The sequence below is a fragment of the Pseudomonas sp. F007 genome (assembly GCF_057814275.1).
On the sequence record NZ_JBVATA010000010.1, the window covers coordinates 14,411 to 41,270 of the forward strand.

25 protein-coding genes are annotated in these 26,860 nt (G+C 63.4%); 8 read left to right on the plus strand and 17 right to left on the minus strand.

Translation table 11 applies throughout. The features are described 5' to 3' along the window. Window positions 1-5 precede the first annotated feature (5 nt). The 4 genes from ACZYR5_RS24090 to ACZYR5_RS24105 all read right to left on the minus strand — a co-directional run bounded on the left by ACZYR5_RS24090 (window position 6) and on the right by ACZYR5_RS24105 (window position 3,207). Window positions 6-1,364 (minus strand): MATE family efflux transporter, encoded by a 1,359-nt coding sequence (locus ACZYR5_RS24090; RefSeq protein ID WP_489091914.1) that lies wholly within the window; start codon window positions 1,362-1,364, stop codon window positions 6-8. Window positions 1,365-1,513: 149 nt separating this feature from the next. Further along, complete coding sequence (locus ACZYR5_RS24095) at window positions 1,514-1,966, minus strand: GNAT family N-acetyltransferase (RefSeq protein ID WP_489091915.1); 453 nt, start codon at window positions 1,964-1,966, stop codon at window positions 1,514-1,516. 216 nt (window positions 1,967-2,182) lie between these two features. Beyond that, window positions 2,183-2,971 carry a type I methionyl aminopeptidase gene (gene map / locus ACZYR5_RS24100; RefSeq protein ID WP_489091916.1) on the minus strand — a complete coding sequence of 263 codons (789 nt, stop codon included), beginning with the start codon at window positions 2,969-2,971 and terminating at the stop codon, window positions 2,183-2,185. Next, on the minus strand, window positions 2,968-3,207 hold the full coding sequence (locus tag ACZYR5_RS24105; protein WP_489091917.1) for a ParD-like family protein: 240 nt from the start codon (window positions 3,205-3,207) through the stop codon (window positions 2,968-2,970). Before ACZYR5_RS24105 ends, map begins: the two co-directional genes overlap by 4 nt. A gap of 382 nt (window positions 3,208-3,589) precedes the next feature. Here ACZYR5_RS24105 and ACZYR5_RS24110 point away from each other — a divergent pair, with 382 nt between their 5' ends. Next, entirely contained in the window at window positions 3,590-5,311 is a 1,722-nt protein-coding gene (locus ACZYR5_RS24110; RefSeq protein WP_489091918.1) for an amidase, read from the plus strand. Between the two features lie 50 nt (window positions 5,312-5,361). On the opposite strand, the gene ACZYR5_RS24115 is transcribed toward ACZYR5_RS24110, so the two are convergent. The 4 genes from ACZYR5_RS24115 to ACZYR5_RS24130 form a co-directional block, all read right to left on the minus strand. After that, window positions 5,362-6,615, minus strand: coding sequence for an OprD family porin (locus ACZYR5_RS24115; protein WP_489091919.1), 1,254 nt, complete (start codon window positions 6,613-6,615; stop codon window positions 5,362-5,364). A gap of 92 nt (window positions 6,616-6,707) precedes the next feature. Further along, window positions 6,708-8,012, minus strand: a complete 1,305-nt coding sequence (locus ACZYR5_RS24120) for a CitMHS family transporter (protein WP_489091920.1) — start codon at window positions 8,010-8,012, stop codon at window positions 6,708-6,710. A 124-nt stretch (window positions 8,013-8,136) separates the two neighbouring features. Then, window positions 8,137-9,471, minus strand: coding sequence for a dicarboxylate/amino acid:cation symporter (locus tag ACZYR5_RS24125; RefSeq protein WP_489091921.1), 1,335 nt, complete (start codon window positions 9,469-9,471; stop codon window positions 8,137-8,139). Window positions 9,472-9,512: 41 nt separating this feature from the next. Then, the gene (locus ACZYR5_RS24130) at window positions 9,513-10,595 is read right to left on the minus strand and encodes a 4-oxalomesaconate tautomerase (protein WP_489091922.1); all 1,083 of its coding nucleotides are present in this window, start codon (window positions 10,593-10,595) and stop codon (window positions 9,513-9,515) included. Between the two features lie 160 nt (window positions 10,596-10,755). Here ACZYR5_RS24130 and ACZYR5_RS24135 point away from each other — a divergent pair, with 160 nt between their 5' ends. Further along, window positions 10,756-11,646 carry a LysR family transcriptional regulator gene (locus ACZYR5_RS24135; protein ID WP_489091923.1) on the plus strand — a complete coding sequence of 297 codons (891 nt, stop codon included), beginning with the start codon at window positions 10,756-10,758 and terminating at the stop codon, window positions 11,644-11,646. 23 nt (window positions 11,647-11,669) lie between these two features. On the opposite strand, the gene ACZYR5_RS24140 is transcribed toward ACZYR5_RS24135, so the two are convergent. The 5 genes from ACZYR5_RS24140 to ACZYR5_RS24160 all read right to left on the minus strand — a co-directional run bounded on the left by ACZYR5_RS24140 (window position 11,670) and on the right by ACZYR5_RS24160 (window position 18,244). Further along, a complete protein-coding gene (locus ACZYR5_RS24140) occupies window positions 11,670-12,473 on the minus strand; it encodes an energy transducer TonB (RefSeq protein WP_489091924.1) in 804 nt (267 codons plus the stop codon). Further along, the gene (gene tolR, locus ACZYR5_RS24145) at window positions 12,470-12,916 is read right to left on the minus strand and encodes a protein TolR (protein ID WP_489091925.1); all 447 of its coding nucleotides are present in this window, start codon (window positions 12,914-12,916) and stop codon (window positions 12,470-12,472) included. Before tolR ends, ACZYR5_RS24140 begins: the two co-directional genes overlap by 4 nt. A gap of 14 nt (window positions 12,917-12,930) precedes the next feature. Next, complete coding sequence (gene tolQ, locus ACZYR5_RS24150; protein WP_489091926.1) at window positions 12,931-13,641, minus strand: protein TolQ; 711 nt, start codon at window positions 13,639-13,641, stop codon at window positions 12,931-12,933. A gap of 97 nt (window positions 13,642-13,738) precedes the next feature. After that, window positions 13,739-15,655, minus strand: coding sequence for a phytase (locus tag ACZYR5_RS24155; protein WP_489091927.1), 1,917 nt, complete (start codon window positions 15,653-15,655; stop codon window positions 13,739-13,741). 54 nt (window positions 15,656-15,709) lie between these two features. Next, window positions 15,710-18,244 (minus strand): TonB-dependent receptor, encoded by a 2,535-nt coding sequence (locus tag ACZYR5_RS24160; RefSeq protein ID WP_489091928.1) that lies wholly within the window; start codon window positions 18,242-18,244, stop codon window positions 15,710-15,712. Between the two features lie 346 nt (window positions 18,245-18,590). On the opposite strand from ACZYR5_RS24160, the gene ACZYR5_RS24165 reads away from it, so the two are divergent. From ACZYR5_RS24165 to ACZYR5_RS24175, 3 genes are all read left to right on the plus strand, one after another. Further along, on the plus strand, window positions 18,591-19,505 hold the full coding sequence (locus ACZYR5_RS24165) for a GGDEF domain-containing protein (RefSeq protein ID WP_489091929.1): 915 nt from the start codon (window positions 18,591-18,593) through the stop codon (window positions 19,503-19,505). A gap of 9 nt (window positions 19,506-19,514) precedes the next feature. Further along, on the plus strand, window positions 19,515-20,552 hold the full coding sequence (locus tag ACZYR5_RS24170; RefSeq protein WP_489091930.1) for an AraC family transcriptional regulator: 1,038 nt from the start codon (window positions 19,515-19,517) through the stop codon (window positions 20,550-20,552). Between the two features lie 104 nt (window positions 20,553-20,656). Then, window positions 20,657-21,034 carry a GFA family protein gene (locus ACZYR5_RS24175; RefSeq protein ID WP_489091931.1) on the plus strand — a complete coding sequence of 126 codons (378 nt, stop codon included), beginning with the start codon at window positions 20,657-20,659 and terminating at the stop codon, window positions 21,032-21,034. Between the two features lie 40 nt (window positions 21,035-21,074). On the opposite strand, the gene ACZYR5_RS24180 is transcribed toward ACZYR5_RS24175, so the two are convergent. From ACZYR5_RS24180 to ACZYR5_RS24190, 3 genes are all read right to left on the minus strand, one after another. Beyond that, complete coding sequence (locus tag ACZYR5_RS24180) at window positions 21,075-21,677, minus strand: trimeric intracellular cation channel family protein (RefSeq protein ID WP_489105782.1); 603 nt, start codon at window positions 21,675-21,677, stop codon at window positions 21,075-21,077. Between the two features lie 35 nt (window positions 21,678-21,712). Continuing rightward, a complete protein-coding gene (locus ACZYR5_RS24185; RefSeq protein ID WP_489091933.1) occupies window positions 21,713-22,075 on the minus strand; it encodes a hypothetical protein in 363 nt (120 codons plus the stop codon). Between the two features lie 483 nt (window positions 22,076-22,558). Continuing rightward, the gene (locus tag ACZYR5_RS24190; RefSeq protein WP_489091934.1) at window positions 22,559-23,539 is read right to left on the minus strand and encodes an NAD-dependent epimerase/dehydratase family protein; all 981 of its coding nucleotides are present in this window, start codon (window positions 23,537-23,539) and stop codon (window positions 22,559-22,561) included. 152 nt (window positions 23,540-23,691) lie between these two features. On the opposite strand from ACZYR5_RS24190, the gene ACZYR5_RS24195 reads away from it, so the two are divergent. Together ACZYR5_RS24195 and ACZYR5_RS24200 are read left to right on the plus strand one after the other, a co-directional pair. Further along, window positions 23,692-24,066: a hypothetical protein gene (locus ACZYR5_RS24195; protein WP_489091935.1), complete on the plus strand. Its 375-nt coding sequence runs from the start codon at window positions 23,692-23,694 to the stop codon at window positions 24,064-24,066. Beyond that, entirely contained in the window at window positions 24,063-24,257 is a 195-nt protein-coding gene (locus tag ACZYR5_RS24200; RefSeq protein ID WP_489091936.1) for a helix-turn-helix transcriptional regulator, read from the plus strand. Before ACZYR5_RS24195 ends, ACZYR5_RS24200 begins: the two co-directional genes overlap by 4 nt. Before the next feature lie 23 nt (window positions 24,258-24,280). Here the strand turns inward: ACZYR5_RS24200 and ACZYR5_RS24205 are convergent, their stop codons facing one another. Next, window positions 24,281-25,066: a DNA-binding transcriptional regulator gene (locus ACZYR5_RS24205; protein WP_489091937.1), complete on the minus strand. Its 786-nt coding sequence runs from the start codon at window positions 25,064-25,066 to the stop codon at window positions 24,281-24,283. A 134-nt stretch (window positions 25,067-25,200) separates the two neighbouring features. Here ACZYR5_RS24205 and ACZYR5_RS24210 point away from each other — a divergent pair, with 134 nt between their 5' ends. Continuing rightward, a complete protein-coding gene (locus tag ACZYR5_RS24210; protein WP_489091938.1) occupies window positions 25,201-26,859 on the plus strand; it encodes a bifunctional 3-(3-hydroxy-phenyl)propionate/3-hydroxycinnamic acid hydroxylase in 1,659 nt (552 codons plus the stop codon). Window position 26,860 lies beyond the last annotated feature (1 nt).

A 26,860-nucleotide genomic window follows, 5' to 3' on the forward strand; every position in this document is an offset into this window, starting at 1 on the left:
TTTCGTTAAACCAGACGCTCGATTTTCTGGTGCCGCCAGACAAACCTGTAGTACGCCGATTGCAGCGCCAGCATGCTCAGGTAGGCCACCGGAAAAGCCATCCACACCCCCGGCAGACCAAAGTGCGCGTCCAGCAGATAGGCCATCGGCAACTCGACACCGAGGATGCAGAACACCGAAATCGCCACCGGCATCAGCACCGTGCCGCTGGCGCGCATGATCCCGCCGATCACCGACTGGAAGCCGAACACCAGCATGCTCCAGAGCATGATGTGCAGCAGGTGTTCGGCCTGGGCCTGGGTCGCCGCCTCGGTGATGAACAGGCCCAGCAGCCAGTGCGACAGCAGATACCCCGTTAGCACCAGGCTGCCGGTCAGGCAGACGTTGATCAGCAAGCCGGTGCGCAGGATCGGCCCGATGCGTTCGATGCGTCCGGCACCAATCGCCTGGGCGCCAAGGATCGAGGCGGTGATGGCGATCGACAGCGCCGGGAACTGCACGTAATTGACAATCTGCGTGACCGCACCGTAGGCCGCCGTGGCCTGGGAGCCATGCTGGTTGACCAGCGCGAGGATCACCAGTTCGGACAGCGAGATCACCACCATCTGCAGCCCGGTCGGCAGGCCAATGCGCAGCACCTTGCCGAGGATCACCCGGTCCAGGCGCATGGCCGCCAGCAGCGCGCGATCCGGCGCCAGCACGTGGCCCTTGCGGATCAAGCGCCAGGCCAGCATCAACATCGCCAACAGGTTACCCAGCAGGCCGGCGAAGGCCGCACTCTGGATGCCCATCGGCGGCAAACCGAACCAGCCGCGGATCAACGCCGGGGTCAGCAGCAGGCCGATGCAGGTCGAGACGATCAACGCCAGCAGCGGTGACAGGGTGTCGCTGACGCCGCGCAGCAGTTGAGTGAACAGCACGAACACCAGCAGCAGCGGCATGGTCCACATCATCACCCGGGCGTAGGCCACCGCGTCTTCCAGCACATCCGCCGGCGTTCCCAGGCCTTGCAGGGCCTGATGGGCGAATACGCTGCCGAGCACCGCCGCCAGCAGGCCGATCAGTGCCCCCAGCAGCAAGGTGGTGCCGGCGATCGCCTTGACCGTCGCCGGCTCCCGCGCGCCCCACGCCTGGCCGATCAACACCCCGGCCCCGGCGCCCAGGCCGATCACCAGGGCAATGAAGAAGAACACGATGGGAAACATCCCCGACACCGCCGCCAACGCCTGGGTCCCGAGCATCTGGCCGATGTAGATGCTGTTGACGGTGCCGGACATTGACTGGAGAAAGTTCGACAGCACCATCGGCGCCAGGAACAGCAGGTAGGTTTTCCAGAGCGGACGCGGGGTGGCGGGGGTTTGCATGGAGGGTCCATTTTTCCGGGGGTATCGAGGGTATGCAGGATACCCTGTAGGAGCTGGCTTGCCAGCGAATGAAGCGCTGCGGTGTACCTGTTGGGCCGCTTTCGCTGGCAAGCCAGCTCCTACAGGTCACAGGCCGACCTACCCGGTTATCAACGCAAATCCAGGCAATAGGTGTAGTACCCGCTATCCCGTTTGTACCCCAACGACTCATACAACCGCTGAGCCGTCAGATTATCGATCGCGGTCTCAAGCACCATGCCCTTCGCTCCCGTCGACAAGGCAAAGTCGCGGGCGGCGTTCATCAGGAGTGTGCCAACACCTTGCCCACGGGCGGCGGAGTCGGTGAACAGGTCGCTGAGCAGCCAGGTGCGGTGGGCGTCGATCGAAGAGAAGGTCGGGTACAGCTGGACGAAGCCGAGGGCCTGGCCTTCGGCGTTCTGCACATAGAAGATCACCGATTCGTTGGCAGACAGGCGCTCGGCGAGGAACGCCCAGGATTGCGGCAGGTTCGAGGGTTGCTGGTAGAAGACGCGATAGGCATCGAACAGGTCGGCGATTTTATCGAGGCTGCCGAGGTCGGCGCGCAGGACGTGGTGGGTCATGGGATGTACTCGGGGATTAAGGAACCGATGTAGGAGCGAGCTTGCTCGCGAAAAACCTGAGAGCACCGCGTACATGCTGGATGCACGCGTTTTCGTTGACGTTTTTCGTCGGAACGCCGCCCGGAGCAGGCTCGCTCCTACAATGGATTGTTGTGAACCAAACAGTATTTGATTCAATCCAGCAGCCTAGCAATACATCAAGGTTTCAGCCTGCGCTCAAACCGGTAAATACCCCGCCACCCCATCCGGCCACGGACTCAGCACTTCAAACCCGTCCTCGGTCACCGCCACCATGTGTTCCCACTGCGCCGACAGCGAATGGTCGCGGGTCACCACGGTCCAGCGGTCGCTCAGGGTGCGGGTTTGCGGTTTGCCGGCGTTGAGCATCGGTTCAATGGTGAAGATCATCCCGGCCTTGAGCTTCATGCCCTGCCCCGGCTGACCGTAATGCAACACCTGCGGCTCATCGTGATAAACCTTGCCGATGCCATGTCCGCAGTACTCGCGCACCACGCTGAAGCCTTCGCGCTGGGCCACGCTCTGGATCGCGTGGCCGATATCGCCGAGGGTCGCGCCGGGGCGCACGCTGCGGATCCCGGCGCACATCGCTTCATAAGTGGTGTCGACCAGGCGCCGGGCTTCGGCGCTCGGCTCACCAACGAAGTACATGCGGCTGGTGTCGCCGTACCAACCATCCTTGACCACCGCGATGTCGATGTTGACGATATCGCCATCACGCAGCGTCTTGCCCGAGGGAATGCCGTGGCAGACCACCTCGTTGACTGAAGCGCAGATGGTTTTCGGGAAGCCGTGATAACCGACGTTACCGGGAATGGCTTGCTGCACATTGACGATGTAGTCGTGGCAGAGCTTATCCAGCTGATCGGTGGTGACCCCGGCCTTGACGTGCGGGACGATCATCGCCAGCACCTCGGCGGCGAGCATGCCGGCAGTGCGCGACTGGGCGATCTGCGCCAGGCTGTTCAACGGAACCTTCGCACTCATGCCCGCGCTCCCGTCGCCAGATCCGCGGCACACAGCCGGCTCAAGTCCAGCCCGCCCTCCTGCTCGGCACGGATCAGCAAGCGGCAGATGTCGCTGTGGTCGAGGTTGGGATGCAACTCGGTGAGCATGCCAATACGCATCCAGTGCTCGGCCTGGGCGTTGATGGAACGATTGAGGGCCGTGCTCGCGAGTCGCAGACTCTCATGCATGCCCTCGGAAATTTTCACGATACCCACTGCAATCACCCGCTATGAAATGTATATGTTTCGTATATTAGTCGATAAGCGGGTGATGCAGCAAACCGGGCGGTCAGACGCGCCGCCATCGCCGGCAGGCCGGCGCCCACAGGACCAGCGTCGTACATCAATCCAGCGGGCGCTGCAGATACTGTGGGAGCTGCCCGGGGAGCTGGCTTGTGTAGGAGCTGGCTTGTGTAGGAGCTGGCTTGCCAGCGAAGCTCTTAGCGTCTTCACGGACGCCTTCGCCGGCAAGCCGGCTCCTACAATCCGAACCTGCGCCACACCCCACTGCTTCTTTTGCCGTGCGCATGGTGTTAAATACAGCCCCCAGGGTGCGAGCCCGAACCCTGTCGGGTAATACAGTGCAACGAGAACCGATATGAAAAAGCATTTTGAGGTCACCGAGGTTTCCATCGCGCAACTGCGTGCGGCGCTCGAATCCGGGGCGACCACGGCGGTCGAGCTGGTGGAGGCGTATCTTGCGCGGATCAAGGCCTACGATGGCGCCGATACCCCTACCGCCTTGAATGCGCTGGTGGTGGCCAACCCCGAGGCGCTGGCCGAAGCGCAGGCCAGTGATGCCCGTCGCGCCAAGGGCCAGACCCTCGGACCGCTGGACGGGATTCCCTACACCGCCAAGGACAGCTACCTGGTCAAGGGCCTCACCGCCGCGTCCGGTAGCCCGGCCTTCGCCAAGCTGGTCGCCCAGCGCGATGCCTTCACTGTCGAGCGCCTGCGGGCCGGCGGGGCGATCTGCCTGGGCAAGACCAACATGCCGCCAATGGCCAACGGCGGCATGCAGCGTGGGGTCTACGGTCGCGCCGAGAGCCCGTATAACGCCGCCTACCTCACCGCGCCGTTCGCCTCCGGCTCTTCCAACGGTGCTGGCACCGCTACTGCCGCCAGCTTCGCCGCCTTCGGCCTGGCCGAGGAAACCTGGTCGAGTGGCCGTGGACCGGCTTCGAACAACGGCCTGTGCGCCTACACGCCCTCGCGCGGGATCATTTCGGTGCGCGGCAACTGGCCGCTGACCCCGACCATGGACGTGGTCGTGCCCTTCGCGCGGACCATGGCCGACCTGCTGGAAGTACTGGACGTCGTCGTCGCCCCGGACCCCGACAAACGCGGCGACCTGTGGCGCCTGCAACCCTGGGTGCCGATTCCGGATGTCGACGCGGTACGCCCGCCCTCCTACGCCGCGCTGGCGAATGGCACCGCCGCACTGGCGGGCAAGCGCTTCGGCGTGCCGCGCATGTACATCAATGCCGACCCTGACGCCGGCACCAGCGACGCCCCAGGCATCGGCGGCCCAACCGGGCAGCGCATCATCACCCGCGACTCGGTGATCGACTTGTGGAACGACGCGCGCCAGGCCCTCGAAGCCGCGGGCGCCGAAGTCATCGAAGTGGATTTCCCGCTGGTGTCCAACTGCGAAGGCGATCGCCCCGGCGCGCCGACCGTGTTCACCCGTGGCCTGGTGACCAAAGAGTTTCTGCATCATGAACTGTGGGACCTGACCGCCTGGGCCTTCGACGATTTCCTCCAGGCCAACAACGACCCGGCGTTGAACCGCCTGGTGGACGTCGACGGCGCACTGATCTTCCCCCACGACCCGGGCACCCTGCCCAACCGCGAAGGCGACCTGGTGGCCGGCATGGACGAATACGTGCGCATGGCCGAGCGCGGCATCACCCCGTGGGACCAGATCAGCAGCGTGCCGGACGGCTTGCGTGGCCTGGAACAGACACGACGTATCGACCTTGAGGACTGGATGGATCGGCTCGGTCTCGACGCCGTGCTGTTTCCCACCGTCGCCGACGTCGCACCGGCCAACGCCGATGTCGACCCGGCGGCGGCGGACATCGCCTGGAGCAATGGGGTCTGGGTGGCCAACGGCAACCTGGCGATCCGTCACCTCGGCGTGCCCACCGTCAGCGTGCCGATGGGCGTGATGGCTGACATCGGCATGCCGGTGGGCCTGACCTTCGCCGGTCGCGCCTATGACGACTCGGCACTGTTGCAGTTTGCCGCAGCCTTCGAGTCCACGGGCAGCAAACGGATGATCCCGCCGCGCACGCCGGCGTTGTCCGACGTCCAGTAAGCCGCACTGCAAGGGCGCTCAGCGGGCGCCCTTGCAACGCGAGCAGCCACCTACCAAAGCGCAATGTCGTACGTGAAATAGATCCGGTTGCTGTCACGCCCCCGGGCAAAGTCCGAGCGATACACGTAGTTGCGCACTTTCACCCCCAGGCCCTTGAAGGTGCCGTCCTGCACCACGTAGGCGATCTCGGCATCGCGCTCCCATTCCTTGACCGTGCTGTCGGACTTGCCATCGTTGCCGCTCAGGTAACGGGTGTTGAAGGTCAAGCCGGGCACGCCCAGGCGGGCAAAGTCGTAGCCATAGCCGAGCATCCAGGTCTTTTCGTCTTCCTCGATGAACTTGCCAATGCCGACGTTGCTGAAGGAATACACGGTCGCGCCACTGATGTACGGCAGGCCGGCATCGCCGCTGAGGGTCTGGTAGCCGCCACTGAGTGTGTGGCCCTGCACGGCATAGCTGAGCAGGCCGCTGAGCATCTGGTTATCGATCTTGCCGCCGTGGGCAGCGCCCGAATCAGCACTGTTGAAGTAGCGCAGGTCGCTGGTCAGGACGCCCGGCCCCAAGGGCAAGTCATGCTGGATACCGGCGAAGTTCTGTCGGTAGAAATTCTCCAGTTCGCCGTAGAAGTAGCTCAGCCGAATGTTCTTGCCCAGCTTGTAATCGGCGCCGGCGTAGCTGAAATCCCCTGACTGATCACCGCTGTAGCCATCGGGCACGATCGGCATGCTGTTGCTCGAATCGCGCAGCTTGAAGCGATCCAGGTAACCGCCGGTGAGCGTCAGGTTGGCGATGTCATTGCTGGTGAACTGCCCGCCCTCGTAGGTCTGCGGCAGCAATCGGGCATCGTTGTAGATCAGCACCGGGGTCTTGGGCAGCAAGGTACCGTACTTGACCGTGGTCTTGGCCAGGCGTGCCTTGGCGGTGGCGCCAGCGCTGGAGAACTCACTGGCGGCGCGACCATCGCTGTCGACCGGCAGCAGGCCGGTACCACTGCGCCCGCGCCCGGAGTCGAGACGCACGCCCAGCAGGCCCAGGGCATCCACGCCAAAACCGACAGTGCCCTGGGTGAAGCCGGACTGGTAGTCCAGCAGGAAGCCCTGGGCCCACTCGGTGCGTTCGCTCTTCGCGGTGCGCGCCGCGCGGGCGCTCATGCCGTGCTCGTCGCGAAAGTTTTCGTTGAAGTAGACATTGCGCAATTGCAGCTTGAGTTTGCTGTCGTCGATGAACCCTTCGGCACTGGCGCTGGCCAGGGGCAGCAAGCCCAGCAGGGAAAACACAGCGCCACGGGAAAGCAAATTGCTCATATCAAACCACTCATTGTTGTTATTGAGAGTGCAGGTCGGCGCACGCCCCGGTAACGAGGCGCGTGCGATGTCAGCAGCAGGTATCGGGCGAATCAGGAGAACAGGCTGATGGCCCCGGTCAGCAGGGCCAGCGCGGTCACCACCAGGGAGGTGAGCACCGCCCATTTGACGGTGGCTTTCTGGAAGTCACCGATGTCGCGGTCGACCATCCCCACCAACAGCAGGGTCGAGGCCACCAGCGGGCTCATCAGGTGCACCGGTTGGCCGAGGATCGAGGCGCGGGCGATTTCCACCGGGTCGATGCCGTAGGCGGCTGCGGCGTTGGCCAGGATCGGCACCACGCCAAAGTAGTAGGCATCGTTGGACAGCACGAAGGTCAACGGCATGCTGGTAATCGCCACCACCAGCGGGAACAGATGGCCCCAGGACGGCGGGATCCAGTCCACCAGAGTCTGGGCCAGCGCGTCGACCATTTTGGTGCCAGAGAAGATCCCGGCAAAGATACCGGCGGCGAACACCAGCAGCACCACGGTCATCGCATTGCCGGAGTGAGCGAGAATGCGCTCCTTCTGAATGTCGAGTTGCGGGTAGTTGATCATCAGCGCGATGACGAAACCGATCAGGAACAGGATCGCCGAGTGCGCCAGGCCCATCACCAGCGCCACCATCACGGCAATCACCAGCAGCAGGTTGATATAGGCCAGTTTTGGTCGTTTGTGCGGGGTGTCTTCGAGAATTGCCTTGATGTAGCAGTCACCGCCGCCGCTTTGCAGCTGGATATTGCCGATGCGCTTGCGCTCGGCCCGCCCCAGCAGGAACGCCGTGAACACCACCCAGGCCGCACCGCCGATCATGGTCGGCAGCAGGGGCACGAAGTAGTCCCCGGCATCCAGACCGAGTGCCGCGATCGCCCGGGTTGCCGGCCCGCCCCATGGGGTCATGCCGCTCATGATGCTCAGGGACAACATGGCAATGGTCGCGAGGATCATCGGGTTCATGCCGATGCGCTTGTACAGGGGCAACATCGCCGCACAGGTGATCATGTACGTCGTGGTGCCGTCGCCATCGAGGGCGACCACCAGCGACAGCAATGCGGTGCCGATGGCGATTTTCATCGGGTCGCCATTGACGCGCTTGAGGATCTTGCGGATCAACGGGTCAAACAACCCGGCATCGATCATCAGGCCGAAGAACAGAATCGCAAACAGCAGCAGTGCGGCAGATGGCGCGACCATTTTCAGGCCATCGAGCATCATTTTGCCGGTGGTTCCACCAAAACCGCCGATGACGGCAAAGACGATCGGCACCACCGTCAGGGCGACAATCGGTGACAGGCGCTTGGACATTATCAGGTAGGTGAAAACCACCACCATGGCCAGTCCGAGGAAAGCGAGCATAGATTTTCTCTCTTGTTGTTATCAGTAGAATGGCTGCCGTTCAGGCACACGCTCCCCGCTCCGCCAGGCGGCACCTTGCAGGGCGCCGGGCGGTGGGAGTAAGCGAGAACGGGGTGTTATGGGGTCAGCGGTTGTCGGCGAGAGGCGCCTGGTCGCGGGGCAGTTGATCCCAAGTCGAGCTGACGGGTGTTTCCAGCGGCGCATGCCCCTCCAGGGTGCGCAGCAGGACTTCACGGTCGCAGGCTTTTTCCGAGATGGAGATCACCACTGTCGCCACCGCGTTGCTCGCCAGGCTGGTCAGCGCGCGGGCTTCGGACATGAAGCGATCGATGCCGATCAACAGCGCCAGGCCGGCCAGGGGAATGTCGTGTATCACCGTCAGGGTCGAGGCCAGGGCCACGAAACCACTGCCGGTGACACCCGCCGCGCCCTTGGACGACAACAACATGATCGCCAGCATGGTCACGGTTTGCCCCAGCGTCAGGTCGATGTTGCAGGCCTGGGCAATGAAGATGGCCGCCAGCGACAGGTAGATCGCCGTGCCGTCGAGGTTGAACGAGTAGCCCGTCGGCAGCACCAGCCCGACCACGCCCTTCTTGCAGCCCAGCGCCTGGAGTTTTTCCAGCATGCGCGGCATCACCGGCTCGGTGGAGGAAGTCCCCAGCACCACCAGGAACTCTTCGCGCAGGTAGCGCAACAGCTTCCACAGGCTGAAGCCGTGGGCCCGGCAAATACTGCCCAGCACCACGAAGACGAAGAACGCGCAAGCGATGTACAGGGTCATGATCAGCTTGGCCAACGAGCCCAGCGAGGTGATCCCGTACTGCCCCACAGTGAATGCCAGCGCACCGAAGGCCCCGATCGGGGCGAAGCGCATCAGGTACGAGAAGATCTTGAAGACCATGTGCGAGGCCGCTTCCAGCACGTCCAGCACCGGCTTGCCGCGTTCGCCCAGGGACGACAGGGCGAAACCGCAGAGCACCGCGATAAACAGCACCGGCAACACTTCACCTTTATTGAAGGCGCCGATGAAGGTGTCAGGGATGATGTGCATGAAGAACTCGACCACCCCCAGCTTCGCCGCCGAGTCGGTGTATTGCGCCAGGCCCTGGGTGCTCAACTGCGAGGGGTCGATATTCATCCCGGCCCCCGGCTTGAACACGTACACCGCCACCAGGCCGATGATCAGGCTGATCACGGTCAGGCCGAGGAACAGCAACATGGTCTTGCTCAACAGGCGTCCCAGAGAGCGCTTGTCACTCATGCCGGCGATCCCGGTGACGATGGTGCAGAACACCACCGGGGCGATCATCATCTTGATCAGTTTGATGAAGGCATCACCCAGCGGCTTCAAGGCGATCGCCTGTTGCCCCCAGAAGTGGCCGACGACCACGCCCAGCACCACGGCGCAGATGATCTGGAAGTAGAGCGACTTTACAACTTTCATGGCATCACCCATTTTTGGAATTGTTCTGATGCAGCAACCAAGGCGACGGCTGGCTAGCCAGCACGTCGACGTGTGGACCGGGCGTAGACGAAACCGGAAAACAAGCGGCGGGCAGTGCGTACGACCGAGGCACGGATAGTGTCGCCGTTGTCGCCGGTGTAGGACAGGACTACATCAATCCCACCGCCAGGATGTTCAATTCGTACATGTTCCAGACGGGGTTCGCTGACACCGCCCAGCAACTGCGCCACCACACTGCCCTCGGTGACGCAGGCAGTCGCCAGGCCGATCGAACCGGTGATGGCCAGGGCGCGGTGGCAGTTGTGGGGCATGAAGTAACGCACCTCGATGGTCCCGCCATTGCGCGCCGGAGACACCAGCACCGGCTTGGGGATCACCTTGTCACGCACATCGCCCAGGCCCATGGCCAGGCCGGCCTTGAGGCGCAACGACTCCAGGCGACGGAGGAATTCGGTATCGGCATCCAGTTCGGCCGGGCTTTCGTCGCCGCGTTTACCCAACTGGCCCGCCTCGACAATCATCATCGGCATGGCCATGTCGATGCAGGTCACGGCAATGCCGTCGATCAGATTCTGTGGCTGGCCCGTCGGGAACAGCTTGCCGGTCTTGCTGCCCACCGCGTCGAGGAAGGTCAGTTGCACCGGTGCGGCAGTGCCAGGCACGCCATCGATGGCGGTGTCGCCGTCATAGCTGACCTTGCCCCGCGGGGTCTGCACTTCGGAGTGAATCAGGGTGCCGGTATTGAGGTTGCGAATGCGCACCTGGGTAGTGCCGACCTTGGCCTTGACCAGGCCTTGCTCGATGGCGAACGGGCCGACCGCGCAGAGCATGTTGCCGCAGTTCGGGGCGGTGTCGACCCGGCGCTGGGAAACCATGACCTGGACGAACAGGTAGTCGACGTCGGCGTCAGGGTGCAGCGACGGGCTGACAATCGCCACTTTGCTGGTCTGCGGGCTGCCACCGCCGATGCCGTCGATCTCCAGCTCGTGGCCGGAGCCCATCAGGTTGAGCAGCAACTCGTCACGTTCGGCAATGGCCACCGGCAGATCCCAAGCGAGAAACACCGGCCCCTTGGAGGTACCACCGCGCATCAACACACAAGGAATTTGTTGCATGAACTCTGACTCTTGTTGATCAATCGGGATAATTGATGTTCTGGACACAAGAGTGACAAAGTTTGAAAAGTGTTTCCAATGCAAAGATCAGAGCTATTATTGCGTTTGACGAATGAATAAAATCGACCCGCTTATCTGCGTCCTACAGGTATGACTGAACATGGATTACGAACTTCAAGATATCCGCTCCTTCGTAAAAATCGCCGAGCTGGGCAGTTTTCACGAGGCGGCTGACGCACTGCACCTGTCCCAGCCGGCCTTGAGCCGGCGCATGAAAAAGCTCGAAGAGGGCCTGGGCACCGCCCTGCTCGACCGCACCACACGCAAGGTCAGCCTGACCAGCGTGGGCCGGGATTTCCTGCCCAAGGCACGGCGCCTGCTGGATGATTTCGACGACTCGATCCTCAATATCCGCGAACTCGCCGAGCGTCAGATTGGCCGGGTGACGCTGGCCTGCATCCCCACGGCGGCGTTCTACTTTTTGCCGTCGGTGATTCGCCTGTACAACGAACGCTACCCGAAAATCCGCATCCGCCTGCTCGACCTCAGCGCCAACGAAGGCCTGGAAGCGGTGCTGCGGGGCGAAGCCGATTTCGGCATCAACATGATGAGCGGCCAGCACCCGGACATCGAGTTCGTGCCGCTGGTCAACGAGCCTTTCGTCCTCGCCTGCCGGCGCGATCACGAGTTGGCCGGGCGCAGTGCGGTGACCTGGTCGGAACTCAGCGATTACCGGTTGATCGGGGTCGGGCGCCTGAGCGGCAACCGCATGTTGCTCGACCACGCCCTGTCCGGCTTGAGCTGGCGTCCGCAGTGGTTCTACGAGGTGCAGCACTTGTCGACGTCGCTGGGTCTGGTGGAGGCTGGTCTCGGCGTTTCGGCGATGCCGAGCCTGGCGATGCCCACCGTGGATCACCCGACCCTGGTCAGCGTTCCGTTGATCGAACCGGTGGTCAATCGCTCACTGGGGCTGGTCTACCGCCGTGGTGCATCGCTGTCGCCGGCTGCCGAAAAATTCGTATCGATCCTGCTGGAACAATGGCCGCAGTAACGCCGTCACGTGCTGCCCAGCCCTCACTTGATCCGATAGTGAAAGGTGTTGCGCACCGCCGGCACCGCCACCGCCTGGCCGTCGATGATCCGCGGCTGGTAGCGGAAGGTGTTGGCCGCCGCCAGTGACGGGCGGATGAACAGCGGATGGCAGCCGTCCAGCACCTTGGGGTTTTCCACCTTGCCCTGGGGGTTGACGGTGTACTCCACCGAGCAGTCGCCCTCGAGGTTTTTGTCCAGGGCGCGCTGCGGATAGTCCGGCGCCTGCTTGCTCAATGGCAGGTATTGGCGACTGTCCGCCAACGCTTGCTGGCGTGAGCGCTCGGCTGCGGCACGGGCCTGCTCGGCGCGCTGGGCCTGCTGCAGGGCCAGTTGCTGTTGCTCGGCTTCGCGTTGGCGCTGGTCCTGAGCCTCACGCTGGCGTTGTTGCTCCAGCTGTTGCTCGCGTTTCTTCTCTTCGACCCGCTTGCGCGCCAGGGCCGCCTGTTCGAGTTTCTGCGCCTGGACCTGAGGATCGACGCGCGGTTTCACCGGTTCCGGCAGCGGCGCAACAACCGCAGGCACTGGCGCCGGCACCGGCTCGGCCAGTAGCGGCTCGGCCACCGGCGGTGCAGGTGCAGGTGTCGGCGCCCGCATCACCAGTTGGGTGTGCAACACCGCCGGTGCAGCAGGCGCTGGCGGGCTGACCGACCAGGTATGCATCAGCACCGCCAGCACCCCGCCGTGCAGCGCCAGCGCCGCGCCGGCCGCCAGGCTGTTACGGCGCAACTGCGCGGGCACGCGGGGCAGTAGATTCAGGCTCGGGGACGACAGAGTCATACTGGTCATTGTGGGGCCTCGGTCACCAGTCCGAGATTGCTCACCCCGCCCTGTTGCAATGCCGCCATGGCCGCCACCACGCTGCCGTAGCCGGCGTCCTGATCGGCGCGGATGTACACCTGGGTGTCGCTACGGGCGCTGACCACCTCGGCGATCTTGCCGCGCATTTCCTCCAGGGTCACCGCGCTGTCGGTCTGGTGTTGGGTGTCGAGTTCACCGCCGAGGTTCCAGTAGTAGCCGCCCTCGGCCTTGACCGACAAGGTGAGGATCTGTTGCCGGCTGTCCGTGGCCAGGGCTTCACTGGCGACCTTGGGCAACTCGATCTTCACGCCCTGGGTGAGCATCGGCGCGGTGACCATGAAGATCACCAGCAGCACCAGCATCACGTCGATGTAAGGCACCACGTTCATTTCGGCCTTCGGCCCGTGCTTGCGTTGCGGCCTGACTAACATCTGCATTCTCCTGCTCAGGCGGCCGTGGCCAGGTTCAAGGCGCTGCCGTGCAACTTGCGGTGCAGGCGCACCTGCAGCTCATTGGCAAAGGCGTAGTAACGGGTGAGCAAGGTCTGGCTGCGCGCCGAGAAGCGGTTGTAGGCAATCACCGCCGGAATCGCCGCGAACAGGCCGATGGCCGTGGCGATCAACGCTTCGGCGATCCCCGGGGCGACGGTGGACAGGGTTGCCTGTTGCACCTGGGACAGGCCGAGGAACGAATTCATGATCCCCCAGACGGTGCCGAACAGGCCGATATAAGGACTCACCGAACCCACCGTGGCGAGAAATTGCAGGCCTTTTTCCAGCTGGATTTCCTGCTCGCTGATGGCCACGTAAAGCGCCCGCTCCACCCCTTGCTGCACCGCCTCGGCATTGCCACCGGCGGCCTGGCGCAGGTGATTGAATTCCTGCAATCCGGCCTGGAAGATCGGCTCGATCCCGGCATCAGGATCGGTGTTTTGCGCGCTTTCGCGGTACAGCGGTGCGAGGTCGGCAGCGCCGCGAAAGTGCTGGAGGAAGCCATCGAGGCGACGTTCGCGGCGCTTCAATACGCTGCTGCGCACCAGGATCAGGTACCAACTGAGCAGCGACGCCAGCAGCAAGCTGAGCATGACGGCTTTGACCAGCAGACTGGCGTCGCTGATCAAGCCCCAGACGGTCATGTGTTCGAGTGTGGCCTGCATGATGAAACTCCTTGTTGGGCGTCCCTCGCACCGCTGCTGCGCAACGGCCGAGGGGCTATTCGATGAAATACAAATGACAGGATGATGACGCTCGCGATCAGGGCAGCTTCAGCGCCCGGGTGACCTCGGCCCAGGGCACGAACTTGAAGTTCTGGGTCTGCTCGGGCATGCGCTTGCGCCCGTCCTGAACCACCAGCATGCCTTGGCTCCAGGCCCCGCCGAGGTGGACCGAGGTGACTTCCAGGCCATCGGTTTCCGAGGCACCGTCGATCCCGGCGGCGGCATTCAGGCCGACCCGGAAGGCGCCGCGAGCAGCGAACGGCGGTTCGGCATCCAGCACCAGGTAGCTGTCGTTGCCCTGGCTGGAAATCACCAGGTAGTCCTGGCCGCTGCTCTGGTACAACGCCAGGCCCTCGACATCGGCATGCAACTGCGGCCCGACCTTGATCACGCTGCGCAACTGCGCCGGCTGATCGGCGCGGGCGTCCACCGCCCACACGCCGACATCCTCCTCGCCGATGAACAGGCGCTGGCGCTGATCGTCGGCGACGCAACCTTCCGGCTGGCTGTCGACCTTGAACTGGCGCACCAGCTCGCCCTGCACCGCACCGTTTGGTGCGCTCAAGCGGTACTGCAGGAAGCTGCCGTCCTTGCCGTTGGCGATCGCAAAGATCTCGCCGCTGGCCGGCTGAAACAGGCAGATGCCGTAGATTTCCTTGAGCGGCGTCGGAATCTCCCCGGCCTCGCGCAACTCGCCGCTGCTGCGGTCGATGCTGAACAGGCTGAGGCTGTTGTGGTCGCGATTGCTCGCCACCGCGAGGTCGACTGTCTGCGCGCCGAGCTTGAAGTTGGGCCGCACATCGACGTTATTCAGCCGACCTACCGGCAGTTCCTGAAGCAGCTTGCCTTGCAGGTCATAGGCCAGCAGCCCCTGTTTCTTGTTGGTGCCGAGCACCCGGCTCAAGGCCGGTTGCTGCGGATGAATCCAGATCGCCGGATCGTCCGCGGCATCGCCCTGGCGCCCCACCGGTTCGCTCTGCACCAGCGCCGCGACATTCGGCAGCACCGGCGCCAGGGGCGCCGGCTTGGGCTGCCAGTTGAGTTCGCCCTGATACAGGCGTCCGTCCTCATCGTCACGCACCAGCACCTGCAAGCCGCTGCCGGTGGCACGCACGGCGAGGTTTTCCGGCTCCTGCAAACCGCTGAGGGCGATGGCAGGCTGTGCTTTCCAGGCGTCGTCCTGTTGTTGATACAAGTGCAGTTGCCCGGCCTTGGGGTCGAGGCCCAGCACTCCACCGGGCAGCAGCGCCATGGCACCGGCTTGCTCGGCCAGGTCACCAAAAGGTTGGCGCAGCGCCACGGGCAGGCGCAGCACATCGGCTTCGGCCTGGGCCGGATAAGCCCACCAGCCCAGGTTTTCTTCATTGACCAGCAGTTGCCCGGCGCCGTCATCGACCTGGCAGAACTGCGCCGACGGCGGCAACGGCAGGCCACGCACCCGTTGTGCCTGCGGGTTCAGTTGCGCGCCATTGCCCAGCAGCCACTGCTCGCCCTTGCCCTCCTCGCCCACCAGGAACAGGAACAGATTGCTCGCCTCGTCGCGGTACAGGCACAGACCGTTGACCGGAAAATCCCGCTGCGGCAAGTACAGCGGCTGACCCCAACGGTGCGCTTGCGGATCGAGGCTGACCAGCATCGCTTGCTGGCGCTGGTTATCGAGGCTGGCCACCCACACCTGTTGGCCGGCGGCGCGACTGTCCAGGGCACTGAAGCTGCCGGGCAATGTCGCCAGCGCCTGGCCCTGGCCGTCGAGCAACAGCAAACCGTCGCGGGCACTGATCGCCAGGCGCTCCGCGCCGGCCAGGCCCGGCACAAAGCTCGCGGCCTCGAGCTTGAGGTTCGGCGCCCAGGGTTTCAGGCTCAGGCTCGGGGCGGCGGCCAGCGCCTGGCCGACACTGAGGCCGATCACTGCGGCGAGCAGGCCGCGCTTGGATAACAACGAAAGAGTCTTCAACGGGGCAAATCCTTTGTCGTGCAGGCATCGGGGCAGCGCGCGGCGGCCCATGGCTTAGAAGTGGGTAAAGGTCAGGCCGAGCTTGAAGGTCGGGCCGTATTCTTCGTACTGGGCGTTGTAGGGGCGGTGGCCGGTGTAGACGAAGTACGACTCGTCGGTAAGGTTCTGCGCCTCGAAATTCAGTTGCAGGTTCTTGCTCAGGGCGTAGTTGGCGCTGAAGTCGACGAAGGTCTGCGAGTCGACGTGCAGGTCGTGGGCGGCGTCGTTGATCGCCGCCAGCTCGTACAGGTAGTCGGACTTGTAGTTGGCGGACAGGCGCAGGCTGAGCTTGTCGTTCTCCCAGCCGAGCATCAGGTTGCCGACGGTGTCGGACTGGCTGGGCAAGTCGATGCTGCGCTTGAGATTTCGACCACTGGCCGCGTCGAAGCCTTCGATCTCGGCGTCGGAGCGGCTGAAGGTGGCGTTGGCTCCCAGCAGCAGGCCGTTCCAGGGTGCCGGCAGCCAGTCGAATTTCTGCGAGTAGGCCAGTTCCAGGCCGTACAACTTGGCGCTGTCGCCATTGGTGAAGGTGTGGGCCTCGGAGAAATCGACCCAGGCCCCGGTGCCGGCGAGGTCGGTGTTGTAGACGAAGTTCTGGATGTCCTTGTAGAACACGAACGCCGACACCGTGCCAGCACGGCCCATGTAGTGCTCGATTCCGAGGTCGAGGTTGCTCGACTCCAGCGGCTTCAGATTGGGGTTGCCGAAGGTCGCCTCGTCGTCCTCGATGACAAAGCCCGGCGCCAGCTGGCCGAAGGTCGGGCGCACCACCGACTTGGTCCACGCCGCACGCACCTGGGTGTTCTTGTCCAGCTGATAGCGCGCATGCAGCCCCGGCAACCAGTGGTGATAGTCACGTTGGGTGTCGGTGGCGCTGAACGCACCATCGTCGACCCCAGTGCCCTTGGCCTCGAACTCGGTGCCCTCGTAGCGCATGCCGACGATAAAGCGCCAGTCATCCAGATCGAGGGTGTTCATCAGGTAGCCGGCGTTGATGTCCTCGCTCATGGTGAAGTCGTTGACCCGCGATTCGGTCTCGTCGTAGAAGTCCGCGCGGTCGAGGCTGCCAATCAACTGCTTGATGCCACTGCCGCTGATGCCCGGGCCGAAATTGCCGAGGCGGTAGTCGACCTTGCCCTTCTGGAACTGGGTGAGGTTGAGCTGTTCATCGCTGAACCCCAGGTCGGCGAAATCTTCGTAGACCCAGGCGTCGAGGTCGTTGTCCTTGTCGCGGCGGCTGAGCTTGCCGCCGAACTTGAACTGCGAGGCATAGCCGTTGAAGTCGTATTCACGAGCCAGGTCCAGGCGCAGGTTTTTCTCGGTGTCGGTGGTCTTCTGTTTTTCCCAGTCGACCTTGTCCAGGCTGAAGTTGCTTGGGTCGTAGAAGCCCTGGCCAATGATCGGCCGGGGCTTGTCGCGGTCGTAGAAACCGCTGTCGGCGAAGTCGTCAGCAGCGTCGAAGGCGGCATTGGCGATGTGCCCCGGACTGTCTTCGCTGGAGCGGCTGTAGCCGGTCTGGCCGCTGAGGGTCCAGAGGCCGAGGGTGCGCTCGCCGCCAAACACGTAGGACTGGATCTCCTGGGTTTCCTCGCGCTGCTTGAGCTTGCGCTTGGTTTCGGCATCGCCCAGTTCACCGGCCGCCAGCGGGTCGGCGAACTCGATGCTGGTGGAGTTGCGCGTCTCGCTGTCTTTGTAGCGACTGTACAGGGTGCGCAGGTAGTAACTGCTCAGGTCGTCGGGCTTGTAGTCGAAGTTCAGGCCGCCACCGCTGCGTTCGCGGCGGATGTCGTAGTCGCGTTGCTCGAACTCTTGCAACCGTGGCCCCTCTTCGAAGTCCCAGGCGCCACCGGTCTCGACGTTATCCGAACCGAAGTCGCGCTTCTGCCAGCTCAATGCCGCAGCCACGCCAAAGTTGTCGATGCCGTCGCCCAAGCTGAAACGATCGCTGACCGCCCCGGAGAATTTCGGGCTGGTCTGGCGGGTGTTCTTGTCGTAGCTGGCCTCGCTGCTGCCGGTGTAGAACAGACCCTGATGGTCGAAGGCCGACAGGCTTTTCACATCGACGGTGCCGCCCAGAGAGTTGGCGTCCATGTCCGGGGTCAGGGTCTTGATCACCGACAGCGACTGCACCAGCTCCGAGGGCAACACATCGAGGGCCACCGCGCGGCGTTCGCTTTCCGGCGAGGGCACCAGGGTGCCGTTGATGGTCACGCTGTTGAGGTCCGGCCCCAGGCCACGCACGCTGACAAAACGGCCTTCGCCCTGATCGCGCTCGATGCTGATCCCCGGCAACCGCTGCGCCGCTTCGGCGACGTTCTCATCGGGCAACTGCGCCATGCCGTCGGCGTGCACCACGCTCTCGATGCTGTCGGAGGCGCGTTGTTCCTTGAGTGCCTGGCTGATGCTCGCGGCCTGCCCCACCACCTCGACGTGTTCGGTCTGGCCGGCGGCCTGCAGGCGCTCGCTGGCAATCGCCAGGGCCAGGGCGGTCAGGGTAAAGCTGACGAGCCCGGCGGTGCCGCGATGGCGGTGGCTGCTGCGCTGGTACATGGTGGTCCCCCCAAAGATCCGTTTACGCCAGGCAAGAGGCCCGGCAACTGGGAGGGCAAGCTAGGGGTGGCGAATGACGGTTCTGTGACAGGCTTGGCGGGAGAGTGCTGTAAACCGGGGTTTTGCCGGGGTTCGAGGGGCTGATTGAGCTGATTTGACCTGTGTTGAGGAACACCCGTGACCGGCGACGCTACGTCTGCATGTCCCAGGCGTGCCGATGAGCCACGTCTGCGGCGAAAAATGCCATTGCACGGTGAGCCGATTTGACCTCCCCGCCCTGTCATCCCACCGTCACATCGATCTGCTGTGCTGGCGCGCATCGTTTGTTCGCCCAAGGATCACGGCCATGTTTTCAGTGCTCAAACCCCACCGTTGGAAACTCACGCTGTTGCTGCTGGCGGCCAACCTGGGCCTGCTCCTGCACCTGGCCTGCGGCGAATTGAAAAGTGTCGAGGAATGGGTCTGGCTGGACATCGTCGGCGAAGGCGGCTCGGCGCTGCTGGCCCTGGTCTGGCTGGGGCTGGTGCTGAAAAGCCGGCCTGCGGGACGGGTCACCAATTACCTGGCGCTGGGCCTCGGTTGCATCTTCTTCTCCTGGTGGATCGACAGCCTCGACGAGTTCATTCGCCTGCCCGACAGCATTACCTGGGACCACTGGCTGGAGTCCGGGCCGATGCCGGTGGGCATGGTCCTGCTGACCCTGGGCATCTATCACTGGCACCGCGAACAACTGGCGATCAGCGCGCAGATGGAGAAACGCGAGCGGCTGTTTCGCGAGCACCGGCTGTTCGACAAGCTGACCCCGCTGGGCGGCGCCGACTACCTCAAGCGCCAGTTGAGCAGCAGCCTGGAAGAAAGCCTCGCGCAGCAGCAACCGCTGTCGCTGATGGTGCTGGACCTGGATCACTTCGCCGCGATCAACCAGGCCTACGGGCATGCCGAAGGCGATGCGGTGTTGCAGGCCCTGAGTCACTTGCTGCTGCTCAACCTGCGCCGCCAGGACCTGCTCTGCCGCCTCGCCGGTGACCGTTTCGTGGTGCTGCTGCCCAACACCGGCGAGAGCCAGGCACGCCTGCTGGCGCTGGAGTTGCAGCAAGCGGTCCAGGGCCTGGCGCACAAGACCCGACAACACGGCGAGCGCCTGCACCTGGCGGCGAGCACGGCGGTGGTGATGGCCATGGACGAGTCCCCGGAACAACTGCTCAAGCGCCTCAACCTGGCCCTGGCCCGGGCCAAGCAACCGCTGGCCAAGACTGCCTGAGGCCGCGCCATGACCGTGAAAACCCGTTGGTACGAAACCGACAGTCGCTTCATCCCCGGGCACTATCAACCGGCGACCCTGATCGACCTCGCGCTGTCGCGGGACATCGACAGCCATCGCCTGCTGCGCGGCACCGGGCTGTTCCACGAAGACATCCTCGCCGGGCAGACACGCCTGAGTCCCCAGCAATTTCTCGCGCTGATCGGCAACAGCCGGCGCCTGCTCGATGCCGACGACAGCAGCTTCCTGTTTGGCCAGCGCCTGCTGCCCGGGCATTACGGCCCTGCCAGTCATGCCTTGCGCCATGCGCAAAACCTGCATCAGGCACTCGACACGCTGGTCCAGCAACAGGCCCTGCTCAGTCCGCTGGCCGCCCCGCAGCTGTTGCTCGATGAACATCATGCCTACCTCTACTGGCAGGATACCTGCGGCGCCGCCGAGCAATGGCGCTTCCTGTTGGAGGCGAGCATGACCTCGCTGGTCGCCATGAGTCAGTGGCTGAGCGGCCAGCGCCTGCCCTGGGAATGCAGCCTGAGCTTTGCCGAGCCGCGCTATGTCGAGCAGTACTGGGTGCATCTGGGCGAGCACACGCAATTCCAGCGCCCGCTGGACATGATGCGCATCCCCCGCGAATACCTGGCGCAACCCTGGCCCGGCGCCTCGGCCACCGCCGGCCAGGTGGCGCGCCAGCAAGCCCAGGAGCAGATCGAACAACTGGGCTTTGCCTCAAGCTTTCTCGGCTGCCTCTACCGCTACCTGCAAACCCACGTCCGCCAGGCCCCCAGCCTCGAACAAGCGGCCCAGGCCTTTGCCATGAGCCCGGCAACCCTCAAGCGCAAATTGCACAAACACGACACGGGTTTCCAGCAGCAGGTGGACCTGGTGCGCAAGCATGTGGCGCTCTATCTGTACCAGGTCAAGGGCCTGAACAACGAGGAGGTGGCGGCCTACCTGAGCTTCAACGATGCGGCGAACTTTCGGCGTTCGTTCAAGCGCTGGACCGGCAGCACCCCGAATTTGATCCGCCAGTTGTTCAGTGGCGGTTGATACCTCTGCCTTCGTGGTGCCCTGGGTGCTGCTGGCATGTCCCTTGGCCGGACGGCTGCTGAGTGTCATGCTCTGCGCCGCATGTTCATCAGGAAACCTCGCACATGGACGAGTCACACCACGGCAGCTGCCTTTGCGGCGCCGTTCGCTATCGCATCAACGGCCCGCTGAAAGCCTTCACCCATTGCCACTGCCGCAAATGCCGGAAAGCCCACGGCGCGGCGTTTGCCACCTACGCCAGTGCGCCGGCCTCGAGCATGGAAATCGATGCAGAACCGGGCGTGTTGAAAGGCTTCGAGTCGTCTCCTGGCGTCACCCGGAAATTCTGCGGGCACTGTGGATCTTCGCTGTTCTGGTCGGATGCGCGTGGCACATTTGCCGACTGGATTTCGATTGCGGTGGGTACGCTGGATAGCCGGGTGCAGCCAGGTAAGCAACGGCATGGTTGTGTTGATGAGAAGGTTGGATGGTATTCGGTGTAGGGCGTCCACCAGGCGCTCCTGTTTGACCAAGCCATGACGTTCACACCGTCATGACTTTCGGCAACTGCCAGCCAAAATGCACCGAAAGCAGGCGCAACATCAAACACGCGCCCCCTGCCAACAGCGCCGCCGTCACCGGGGATAGGCCCAAGCGCCGACTGATGATCAACGTTGCGGCACCGACGAACGCCGAACTCGCATACAGGTCGGTCGCCAGCACCACGGGCACCCGTGCCAGCACAATGTCGCGCAGCACGCCGCCGCCTACGCCGGTGATGGTGCCCATCAGCATCGCCACAAACGGCGTGATGCCAAAGTTCAGGGCCTTCTGCGCCCCTGCCACGGCAAACAATGCCAGCCCCGCTGCATCGAGTACGATCAGCGTCGAACCGGACCAACCCAGTACGTGCTGATGAAAAATGAACGCCAAGGCCCCCATGGAAAACGCCAAAGCTGGGTAACGCCAATCCTTTATGGCGTTGGGTGGAGTAGCGCCAATCAATAAATCGCGGGTGACGCCACCGCCCAAGGCGACGAGAAAGGCGATCACCATCACTCCAAGCAGGTCGAGGCCGCTGCGCATCGCGGTGATCGCGCCCTCGATGGCAAACACCGCCGTACCGGCCAGGTCTGCGACCAGCACGATTTTTTCGACACGGGGCTTCAATTCACCGAGGCTCACTGCCCAATGCACACGGTTTTGCTTTTGGTGCGCGTGGTGCTTTTTCCGTCCACCGAGGGATCGCCCTGAACATCGACGCTTTCAGTGGTATGGCACTCCTGCGTGGCGGGCTTGGCGATTTGTTCTTGCCATTCCTTGTTTTCCTCCGCTTGCCAGTCAGCTTCGGCTTTCTTGCGACGTTGATCCGAGACCATCATGCAATTGGCGAACTCCGTAGAACCCTCGGTGAACCCATAACCGGCGCACGTCTGACGATCTTCGGCGGTTTGTTCGGCAGCGCTCATGCAGCCGCTGAGCGCAGCGGTGGCACAGAGCATCAACAGACATTTGCCCACACCTGTGGTGTAAGTCACATTCATTCCGAGTTGTCCTGGAGGTGAACGGGGAAAGTCCCAGCGCTGCACATCCAATTGCGCGGGCTCGGGGTGCCTGTGCAGGCACGATGTGGCAGGACAGGTCACGAAGATCTTTATAGTACAGGCGACATCAACGAACCCGCCGGCCTGGGGCTTTTACTGCTCCGCTTGACCCAAGCCGACCAACGGCATTTTTCACTGTCACCACCGGGGGGAGCGCGTAGCGCGCTGCGGCGGTCCGACGAGCCAACTCCTACAGTGGGATTTCTGCAGAAATGGATATGTACACTGTCAGGCAGCCCGACAAGCCAGCTTCCTGCAGGGGTTGGATCACGCGCAAAATCCGGGTGTACCTCAAACCTGTGGGAGCGAGCCCGCTCGCGAATAACGATGACGCGGACAGGCTGAATGGCGGCGTCCTCCGGCTTTTTCGCTGGCAAGCCAGCTCCTACAGAGGGTTGTGTACATCAGACGCGGCCCGCAAGCCTACCTATCCGCCAAATACCCAAACACCCCCCGCAACGCCTCCTCCGGCGCCCTCGGCGCAAAACCCAACTCATTCCGGGCCTTGTCAATCCGATACTCCTGCGCCACTCCATGAAACATCCGCACCTGACTGCGCACCATCTGCGCCGGCCGCCCACTCAAACGCGCCCACACCTCCTGCCCCCAGGCCACCGCCCACAACAACCAGCGGGGTGCCGGCGGCGGCAGGCGATAACCAGGGACCACCGAATTCGCCGCCTCGATAATCTGCGCCAGCGACGAACTGCGCTCATTGGCCAGAATATAACGCTGCCCGGATCGGCCTTTCTGCGCCGCGAGAATCATGCCCTGCGCCACATCGCGCACATCGACAAAATTGAAATGAAAGCCCGGATCCAGCGGCACCTGGCGCCGCCGGATCGACTCGATAAAACCCATGCTGTCGGTCAGGCGCGCGGCGTTCGGTCCAATCATCGCCGATGGCAACACCACCACCATCGACAAATCCAGGGCCCGAGCCATGTCCCAGGCGGCGCGTTCGGCGAGAATCTTCGAGCGGTAGTAGGCATTCTCCCGCTCGTCGTTCCAGTGCTGCTCATCGAGCGGCTGACCGTTGTGTCCCACCGCCGCCACGGAGCTGACATACACCACCCGCTTCACCCCGGCCCGCGCCGCCGCCCGCAGCACCCGCCGGGTGCCCTGGACATTCTGCTGGATGATCTCGGCCTGCGGATTTTTCGCCCAATGCCGGAACACCGCCGCCACCTGATACAACACCTCGACCCCACGCAGCGCCTCGAACATCACCGCTTCATCCAGCAGCTCGGCGTACACCCGCTCACAGTCCAGCCCATCCAGCGCCGGTGCATGGGCCACATCGCGAACGCCCGCCCGCACTCGATAGCCCTGGGCCAACAGCGCCCTGACCAGGGTACTCCCCAAGTGCCCATTGGCTCCCGTCACCAGACATAACCGACTCATGACACCTCGCAGCAACCGCTATCCATGTGAGTGCGCCGAGGTTAAACCCAGCCCCTTGGGGGAGAGTCAAGGTCGAGCGATGGAAAGTACGCTTTACATCGACACCAACATCGACGAACATGGAAAGGATCTTTTACACAAGGACGAAAGGAATGAAACGTTACTACCTGGAAATGGGCGCTTCGCTGGCCCTGTACATGCTGGTGTTGATCACCTCGGTGATCCTGTTGCGCGAGCCCGGGGACATGGGTCTGCTGCTGCGCACACTGATCTCAGTGGCGCCGGTGGTGCCAGCCGGGCTGATGTGCTGGGCCATTGTCCGGCAAATGCGCCGGCTCGATGAAATGCACCTGCGCATCCAGTTCGAAGCGCTGGGTTTTGCCTTCGCCGCGTCCGCCCTGCTGACTTTCAGCTACGGCTTCCTGGAAAATGTCGGCTTCCCCCACATTACCTGGCACTGGGTGTGGCCGGTCATGGGCCTGATGTGGATCCTCGGCCTGGCCATCGCCCGCCGGCGCTACCAATGAACAACCGGCTCAAGGAATTGCGGGCCGAACGCAAATGGTCACAGGCCGACCTCGCCGCGCTGTTGAATGTCTCGCGCCAGACCATCAATGCGATCGAGAACGGCCGCTACGACCCCAGCCTGCCCCTGGCCTTCCAGATCGCACGGACGTTCGAGATGCCCATCGAAAGCATTTTTGACGACCGCTCATAGCGCGGTGGGCGGCGCCGGTGAGATCAGCGCCCCCCCGCCACCCCGGCCTCGATCTTCGCCACCACCTGACGCATTGCCCCCAGGTAACGCCGTGCCGCCTCCTCGACCGGCATGGCCTTGGCGATGTACACCAGGTTCAGGCAGCCCATGACCCGCTCCTGATGAATCACCGGGACGGCAATTGCCGCAATCTTGCGTTCCAGCCCCCAGTGCGAATTGTTTTCGCCATAGCCCCTGCTGCGGGTGTGCTCCACCAGCCGCTCGATAAAACGACGATCGGCGGCCAGCGCCGATTGTTCGTCGTCGCGACTGATCATCAGTTCAATCAGCTCTTCGCGCTCGGCCTGCGGACAAAACGCAAAGTAGGCCCGTCCCGTGGCGGTCATCAACAGCGGCAAGCGCCTGCCGACCATGGAGCGGTGGAAAGACAGTCGGCTGAAGCGGTGCGTGGTCTCGCGAATGACCATGCAATCACCGTCCAGGGTGCACAGGTCGGTCGGCCAGACCACCTCCTGCAACAGCTCACCGAGCAAGGGCGCGGCGATTGATGAAATCCACTGCTCGTCACGAAACCCTTCGCTGAGTTCACGAACCTTCAGGGTCAGGCGATAGCTGTCGTCCGACGCGCTACGCCGCACATAACCCTCGGCCTGCAGGGTCTCGAGCAAGCGCCTGACAGTGGTCCGATGCAGCCCGCTGTGTTCGGCCAGTTGCGCAGTACTGGCGCCGCCATCGAAGCGGTTCAAGACATTGATCAACGCCAGGCCACGCATCAGTCCGCGCACCGCCTTGTACTCGGTTTCGCTCATCACCGGCTCCATTATTGTTGTAAATCAACGATGTGCACCTAGTGCACACTAGCAAGAGTTGTCGTTGTCCACCAGCATCGCGATTTCCATACTGCGCCCGACAAAAAATCCAAAAGCGCTGTACGGAGAGACCCATGAGTTCTGCATCCACGCCTTCACCATTGGACTTGACCACCGACGTCGCCATAGTCGGCGCCGGCCCGGTCGGTTTGATGATTGCCAATTACCTGGGCCAGTGTGGCGTGCGTGTCACCCTGGTGGAAAAACTCGACAGCCTGATCGACTACCCCCGCGCCATCGGCCTGGACGACGAAAGCCTGAGGACATTCCAGGCGGTTGGCCTGGCCGAAGACGTCCTGCCGCACACCACGCCCTGGCACGCCATGCGTTTCCTGACCCCCAAGGGCCGCTGCTTTGCCGACATCCAGCCAAAGACCGACGAGTTCGGCTGGCCGCGGCGCAATGCCTTTATCCAGCCATTGGCCGACCGGGTGCTGTTCGACGGCTTGCAGCGTTTTGACAACGTCAAGGTGTTGTTTGGCCGTGAGCTCGAAAATTTCGAGCAGAACGAGCAAGGCGTTCTGCTCAACCTCAAAGACCAGCAGGGCCGCAGCGAACGCCTCAAGGCGCGTTACCTGATCGGTTGCGATGGCGGCAACAGCCTGGTGCGCCGCAGCCTGGACATCAGTTTCGAAGGCAAGACTGCACCCAACCAATGGATAGTCGTCGATATCGCCAACGACCCGCTGAGCACACCCCATGTCTATCTGTGCTGCGACCCGGTGCGTCCGTACGTGTCCGCGGCGCTGCCCCATGCCGTGCGGCGTTTCGAGTTCATGGTGATGCCCGGCGAGACCGAAGCCGAGTTGAGCAGGCCGGAGAACCTGCGCAAGCTGCTCGCCAAAGTCTTGCCCAACCCCGACCGCATCGAGTTGATCCGCAGCCGGGTCTACACCCACAACGCGCGCCTGGCCGGTCAGTTCCGTCAGGGCCGGGTCCTGCTGGCAGGCGACGCCGCCCACATCATGCCCGTCTGGCAAGGCCAGGGTTACAACAGCGGCATGCGTGATGCCTCCAACCTGGCCTGGAAACTGGCGCTGGTGATCAATGGCCTGGCAGCCGACGGCCTGCTCGACAGCTATGAACAGGAACGCCGCGACCATGCCAAGGCCATGATCGACCTCTCGGTGCTGGCCGGTCACGTCCTTGCGCCACCCAAGCGCTGGCAAGGCGCCCTGCGCGATGGCGTGTCCTGGTTGCTGAACTATCTGCCCCCGGTCAAGCGCTATTTCCTCGAAATGCGCTTCAAGCCGATGCCCCAATACACCCGTGGCGCACTGATTGCACCACAGGAAAAAAACTCGCCGGTGGGCAAGCTGTTCATTCAGCCCCGCGTGCTGACCGAGGCAGGCGCCAGCGTGCTACTCGACGACGTGATCGGTGCACGCTTCGCAATCATCGCCTGGGGTTGCGACCCGACCTGGGGCTTGAGCGCCGAGCAAATCGCCCAATGGCAAGCCCTCGGAACATGCTTTATCCAGGTCCTGCCCGATGTCCAATTGAAAGCGCCCAGCGACGTCAGCGCGCCAGTGATTCGGGTGGGTGACAGCAGCGGCCGTCTGCGGGAGTGGTTTGCCCAGGGTTCGGCGTCCATTGCCCTGGTACGCCCGGACCGGTTCGTCGCCGCCCTGGCGATTCCGCAAACCGTCGGCCAGGCCTGCGATGAGCTGACCGTGGCCCTCAAGGCGCTGCCACGACCGGCCGTTGCGCCGGTCGCCAGCAAGGTGGCGTGAG